Annotated in this window: 3 protein-coding genes; all 3 read left to right on the top strand. The window is 61.9% G+C overall.

Annotated elements, in window-relative coordinates; all coding sequences use genetic code 11:
* The coding region (locus NW837_RS12290; RefSeq protein WP_414331899.1) for a hypothetical protein at positions 1-4,076 on the top strand (4,076 nt) is incomplete at its 5' end.
* A gap of 90 nt (positions 4,077-4,166) precedes the next feature.
* Complete coding sequence (gene rodA, locus NW837_RS12295) at positions 4,167-5,477, top strand: rod shape-determining protein RodA (protein WP_011433253.1); 1,311 nt, start codon at positions 4,167-4,169, stop codon at positions 5,475-5,477.
* A gap of 120 nt (positions 5,478-5,597) precedes the next feature.
* Positions 5,598-6,803 (top strand): cysteine desulfurase family protein, encoded by a 1,206-nt coding sequence (locus NW837_RS12300; RefSeq protein WP_414331900.1) that lies wholly within the window; start codon positions 5,598-5,600, stop codon positions 6,801-6,803.
* The last annotated feature ends 84 nt before the right edge of the window (positions 6,804-6,887 follow it).

The raw sequence follows: 6,887 nt of genomic DNA on the forward strand, positions 1-6,887 counted from the left end.
CGCTGGCTGTTTTGCTGCGGAACTTGCTGTCAGAGCTGAGCGTGGCTTGGCTGTTGCTGCTGGGCCTGTTTTTGGTGGTGGTGTCCTCGGGGGTGCTGGCGGCCAGCCACTGGGAGCAATTTTCTCCAACTGCTCAGTATGGGGTGCTCTTGGCCTATACGGCGGCTTTTGGGGTAGGTGCTGGATGGATCCAACGGCAGGAAGGGCTGCGTCTAACCGGTCAAACCTTGGAGGCTATTGCCCTGCTGCTGGTGCCGGTGAACGTGTGGGCCCTAGATGGGCTGGGGATCCTTTGGGGGATCCGCATCCTGGCGCTGGGCTTGCTGCTGGGGATCCCGTTGACGGCTGAGGGTCGGGTGCGCTCGCTGGGTTCAGGTGCCGGCTTTCGCGACAGCGGTGTGGAGCCCAATGCCTTTTACGGAACCTTGGTGAACTTTTTGGCCCTCTCTGGCTTGCACGCTTTCTGGAGCTTGGGGCCGCAGGAGCTTCGCCCTGCTTTTGTCCTGGGGATCCTGTATCTGGGGATCCTCAGCACCGTGATTTACACCTGGAGCCGCCGGTCTCTAGAATTACGGGGCTCCAGGCTCTGGCTAATCGGGGCTGCCGGATCCCTGTTGATCCTGCGGGGGCTGCTGTCTGGGCATGTCCAAGTGTCGCAGTTGGGGTTGGCGGTGGCCCTGTTGGGTTGGCTGGCAGCGGAATGGCCCCAGGGATCCCCGCACATCGTAGCAGAAGGCGCTCAGGAGGGGATGCTCTCCCGCTGGTGGGAGGGGAGCTGGGTGCTGTTGGTGGTGGGCTGGCTGCTGGCTGCCATTGGCTTGGCGGAGAGCCCTTTCAGCGGCTGGCAGTTGCTGGGGATTAGCCTGCTGGGGATCCATGTCTTAATCGGGCGCTTGCGCCGACACACCCAGTCGCCCCAGCGGGACGAAGTCCTTAGGGTGCATTTGACGTTGCTGTTCTTGCTGGGCCTGGAAACTTGCTGGGCTTTTTGGCAGGTGTGGCCAGCAAGCTGGCGGCAAGAGGTTGTAGCTACAGTAACCAACTGGTTTCAGCCCCTTGATTCCCCTTGGGGCTTGCTGGGGTTGGCGCTGCTGCCCTACGAGGTGCTGTGGCTGGGGTTGGCGGCCCGCTGGCAGAGGAGCACTCCAGAAGCCGGTGAGACAGGCTTTTCTAGGCTGGTAGAACCGACAGAGTGCTTGGTGCTGGGGTTGGGCGGATCCCTGCTGCTCTTGAGCCTTCCCTATCCGGCCATTCGCTTTTGGCACTTGCTTTTGAGCGCCGGGATCCTGGCCTGGTGGCTACAACAAAAGTCCAGATCAGGAGAAACTCCCAACTTTCTTTGGGTACTCCTGACCCACGCCTACGGAGTGGGGGCACTGCTAGCCGGGATCCGCTGGCTTTTGCCCGACTTGTTCGCGCCAGCGGTGCGGAGCACTAGCCTGTCCAGTTGGGGAGTGGTTCTGCTGCTGGTGGGCCTATTGCAATGGGCAGGGCGGGTAGCTCTGGGTGGGTCAGAGCGCTTTTTTTGGGGAGTGCCTGCGGAGCTGTGGCAGCGAAGTGCAGATGGCATAGGGTCGGTGTTGGTGGGATCCAGCTACTTGGCGTTTTTGCTGCAACGGCTCCCCGAGTTGTCTGCGACTGGTGAACAATCCATGGGCTGGCTGTGGCTGCTGGTGCCTCTTGTTTTGACGGCAGCTCAGGTATTGGCCCTGCCCCCCCTGGAGTTCATGCCCCGCTGGCTGCAGAGCCCAGAGCAAGGGGGATTGGGATCCCTTTCCTGGCAGCAGGGGATCCCAGTGCGGGGATCCCTGCGTCTTTGGGCCGTGCTCTCGCTGGTGATGGCGCAGTTGCTCACCTTGGGCAGGCCGGGCCCGGATCTGCTCGGGCTAGGGCTGGGGTTGCTGCTGCTAGCTACCCAGGTGTGGCTATGGGCTTGTCCCTTGCCAAGTTCCCCTACTCCTGGAGCAGAGGGGGAAGCCCTGCTGGCGGTGGCCTTCGGCTCAGGGTTCGGCCTGGTGGGGATCAGCCGGCTCTTGCCGACACTTACGGAAGCGGAATGGCTGCTGGTCTTGGCAGCGCTGCTGTTGCTCTTGAGCGGCTGTCGCTACGGCATCCGGCACCTCTCTTCTCGCCTGCAAGCCGCTTACCGGCCAGCCCTGGATGGCTGGGGTATACCCTTGGGGTTGGTGCTCTTGCTCTCCCTAACGTTGCCCACCGCGGCGGCCCTCTTCACCCCTTCCTCGCCCCCTGCTTTCTCGGCAGCCATACCGCTGGCCTCTGGGGTTACCTGGCTGGCCATTGGTCTCCGACTTTGGGTAGAGGTTGCTCCGGTCTTCTCTGCTCCCATTGCCGAGACGGGATCCTCTCCGACCCTCCCCCCTAGCGCTAGCGGGACGGAGTCCTCTCCGACAGGGGATGCCCCTGAAATTGCCCAAGCCCTTTCATCTGGCCAGATCAAGGGTCAGATGGATGGGTTGTTGTACGGGCTGGGCTGGGCTTTGGAGCTACTGGCGGCAAGCGGCGTGTTGTGGGCTGTGCAGGGATCCCGTCCTGTTGCCCCTCTGCTTGCCGTCATCAATCTAAGCCTGGGGATCCTCTTTTGGATTGGGCCGGAGAAACTCCTCTTTGAGCGGCCCGATCGCGCTGGTGGGACGGAGTCCTCAGGGGGACAACTCCTGCAGCGGGTCAAGGCTCTGAGTTGCTGGGGGACAGCGCCGCTGATCTATGCCGGCTTGGGCTGGCTGGGATCCCATGCCCAGTGGAGTGAGGTAACGGGCTTGGGCAGCTTAGGTCTCTCCATCGTGTTGCTGGGCCTGGGGCGTCGACAGGCGGTCCAACGGGCGCAAGAGCAAGGCCGGGAAGACCTCCGTCCTGCCAACTGGAAAGGGCTCCTGGGCGCTTGGGGCGTGTCTGTGGCCGCCTACGAGAGCTGGCTTTACTTCCTCAGCCAGCGAACTGGGGGATCCCTGGCAAATGGGTTGGTGTTGATCGCTCTGTTAGGGCTGAGCTTGGCCTGGGGCTACGGCTTTTGTCCCCCTTGGCTGGCGGCGACCCTGCAGCTTAAAAGAGCTGGGTTGCGCTGGATGGCCTTGGCCAACTGGGCTCTGGCCAGCCTTGTCCTCTGGTCTGCCCTTTTCGATCCTCGCCTCAGCCGTTGGGGACAGCTCCTCTGGGTGCTGACGGGATCCGGCCTGGTGGCCTATGCCGCCGGACAGGCGAGAACCTCAACTCTAGAATCTCCAACAGAGCGAAATTGGGTGCCAACGGTCTGGGGTTACCTCAGTGCTTGGCAGGGGGCTGGGGTTCTGCTGGGCGGTGTGTTCCTGGGGCTGCCGCAGCTATCCATAGCGCGATGGGCCGGATCCCTGCTCTGTGGGCTGGGGCTGGTTTACCATGGCTTGCCCTGGCGACGGTGGGGCTGGCCGGCGGCTCCTTGGCAGAATACAGCCTTGGTGCTGCCCCTGGCCGCTTTTCTGGTAACCGCGGGAGGAAATAACACCCTTAATCTGCTGCTGGGGGCAACCTACTATGCCCTGCTGGCTATCTGGAGATCCCAAGTGCGCCTGGGCTATGTCAGCCTGTTCTTGAGCAACTGGATCCTGTGGAATTACGGCTGGCATCAGGATTGGGCTTACCTGACGTTCTATGCCCTGCCCCTGGTGGGATCCCTGCTCTATGTGGCTCAGGTGGATCCGGGATTACAGGAAGCCAGCGGGCGACAGGGGCGACATTGGCTGCGGCTGGTTTCCTTGGGCACATGGCTGCTGGTGGTGATGGTGGAAACCCACGGGCAACTGTGGGCGGGATTTTGGCCGGTGGGGCTGGGCTTAGCTTTGGGTCTGCTGGGCTTGGCCTTGCGGGTAAGAGCTTATCTCTTCGTGGGCACGCTGGCCTTTGGGCTGGGGATCCTGCGGCAGGGATGGCTGTTGGTAACAACTGATGCGCTGCTGCTCTGGGCCACTGGGATCCTGCTGGGCCTGCTTCTGATTTGGACGGCAGCCAATCTTGAAAGGCGTCGAGAAGAGGTGGGATCCCGCCTCTCCGCTTGGCTAGGGCAACTGCAGAGCTGGGAATAGCTCCCCCCGTGGGAGAGGGGTCGAGAGTGAGCCAGTGGGGCAAGGGGCATGTCAAACTGGTGCTGGCCTTGCTTTGGAGGATGGGGTCTATTGCTGGGCAACGTTGACCCAAAGGTGTCTTCTCAGCCTAGGTGGAAAAAGCTTCTGCGGCAGATCTTGGCTCCTTGGCGCGAGTTCGATGGCATGTTGCTGGCCACGGTGCTGGCCTTGACAGGCATCGGCATTCTTGCCATCCGCAGCGCAGTCTGGGAGCGTCCCATCAGCCACTATTGGCTGCAGCAGTTGATCATGGCCGGGATCAGCCTGGTGTTTTTGGGAATGGTAGCCCGGATCCCGTATGAGCGGCTTTTGCGCTGGCACTGGTTCACCTACTTCCTGACCTTGGCAGGTTTAATTGCAGTGCTCTTTTTCGGCACGGCGGGGGGAGGGGCGGAGCGCTGGCTCTCCATCGCTGGCTTTCAGGTGCAGCCTTCTGAGTTTGCCAAGCTGGGGGTAATTGTTACCCTGGCTGCTCTCCTGCACCACTGGCCGATCAAGTACTTCAGCCAGATTTGGGTGGCCGTTGCCGTCATTGCTCCTCCCTGGATCTTGATTTTCCTGCAGCCCAACCTGGGCACTGCCCTGGTGTTTGTGGTGATTGTCCTGGTCATGCTCTACTGGGCCGGAGCCAAGGGCAGTTGGATCCTCTTGCTCCTGTCGCCGGGGGTGGGAGCCATTCTCTATGGCTTACACACTCGCCCAGAGCTGAGCTGGATGCTTTGGGTTTGGCTGCTCTGGTGTCTGGGAATGGCGGGGTTGGCTGCTTGGCGTCTCCCCTGGCAGTGGACGGGGGCCGTAACTTTTGGGGTAATCAACCTGCTCTCGGGGCAGTTGGGTCAGCTAGCTTGGCACCTTCTCAAGCCCTATCAGCGGCGGCGGCTGGAGATTTTTATCGATCCCATGCAAGAGCCCTGGGGAGCCGGCTATCACCTCATTCAATCCCGCATTGCCATCGGAGCCGGCGGCCTCTGGGGCCGCGGTATCCAGCAGGGCACCCAAACCCAGCTGGACTTCATCCCCGAACAGCACACGGATTTTATTTTCTCGGCCATTGGGGAAGAGATGGGCTTTGTGGGCACCCTGACGGTGCTGATCCTGTTTTGGATCCTGTGTGCGCGGCTGATCTGGATTGCCCAAGGGGCCAAGGACAATTTTGGATCCCTGATTGCCATTGGGGTGCTGGCGATGATCCTCTTTCAGGCGGTGGTGAACATCAGCATGACCATCGGCCTGGCCCCGATTACCGGCTTGCCTTTGCCTTTTCTAAGTTATGGCCGCTCGGCTCTACTGACCAATTTTCTGGCCATTGGCTTGGTGGAATCGGTGGTGATGCACCGCCAGCGTACTAGTCTTTTCAAGTAGGCAGGCTCAATTTGCCTCCAGCGGGTTTGGCCTCAACAAGGGGAAGCTGCTGCCAGCGTTGGGCAACACTGGCCAAGGATCTTAAGATAGGAACACGGAGCCCCGGCTGGTCGAGCTGGCATGTTGCGTTTGGATCCTGCCCTCTACTTTGACCACAGCGCCACCACTCCGCCTCGGCCTGAGGTGATCGAGGCCATGCAGATGGCGATGCAGGAAAGCTGGGGCAACCCCTCCAGCTTGCACGGGTGGGGAGAACGGGCCGCCATGGCCATGGAGCGGGCGCGGCAGCAGGTGGCCGAGCTGCTTAACTGTGAGCCGGAGGCGCTGCTGTTTACCTCAGGCGGGACGGAGTCCAACAACCTGGCCCTGTTTGGGGTGGCCCAGCGCTACTCTACTCCCCAACATCTCATCATCTCCAGCGTCGAGCACGCCTCGGTGGAGAATGCTGCCCGCCAGTTGCAGTCCCAAGGCTGGCAGGTCACCCGTCTGCTGGTGAACGCCGCCGGCCAGGTGGATCCCCAGACTTTGATCCAGGCGCTGCAACCCAATACCGTTTTGGTCTCCATCGTCCACGGCCAAAATGAGGTGGGATCCCTGCAGCCCATTGCAGAGCTGGGTCAGATCTGTCGCCAGGCGGGGGTGCTCTTCCACACCGACGCTGTGCAGACGGTGGGGCGGATCCCGCTGGATCTGGCGCAACTGCCGGTGGATCTGCTCTCCCTTTCCGGGCATAAACTCTACGGGCCCCAGGGGGTGGGGGCGCTGTACGTGCGCCCAGGGGTGGAGCTGCGACCGCTGCTGCGGGGGGGTGGGCAAGAACGGCGGCTGCGGGCTGGCACCCAAGGGATCCCGGGCATTGTCGGCTTGGGAGTGGCGGCAGCTTTGGCGGCCCAAGAGCTATCTCAAGAAACGGCCCGCCTACGGCAATTGCAACGGCATTTGGCCCAGTTGCTGGCGGAGGTGCCCGGTTTGCGGCTGACCGGCCCTGTGGATTTGGAGCAGCGCCTGCCCCACCACCTCAGCTACTGCACCGCAGGGATCCCGGGGAATGTGCTGGTCAGGGCCCTAAGCCGCCAGGGGATCGCCATTAGCGCCGGCTCCGCCTGTAGCAGCGGTCAACTGATCCCCAGCCGCATCCTCTTGGCCATGGGCCACTCAGAAGCCGAGGCGCTGGGATCCATTCGCCTTAGCCTTGGCAAAGCCACCACCTACGCTGCGGTTGAGTATGTGGCCCGATGTCTACAAACGGAGCTTGCCTCCATCTCCAAATCCGTAGCCTTGGGGAATGCGGCAACTCAATCCCCGTTGTCGATCCCCGTCACGTAGCCGGATCGAAGGTCGGGCAGGCTGGGTTAAGGTGATAAAGAGTTACAGGGCTGGTCGCTATGGCTGAGATGAGTCCGTATCAGG

The organism is Synechococcus sp. R6-10, from assembly GCF_047461815.1.
Lineage (GTDB): Bacteria > Cyanobacteriota > Cyanobacteriia > Thermostichales > Thermostichaceae > Thermostichus.

Bases quoted from the DNA above. Each gene is read 5' to 3' on its own strand.
- NW837_RS12300 (WP_414331900.1), top strand. From the start codon at position 5,598: ATGTTGCGTTTGGATCCTGCCCTCTACTTTGACCACAGCGCCACCACT.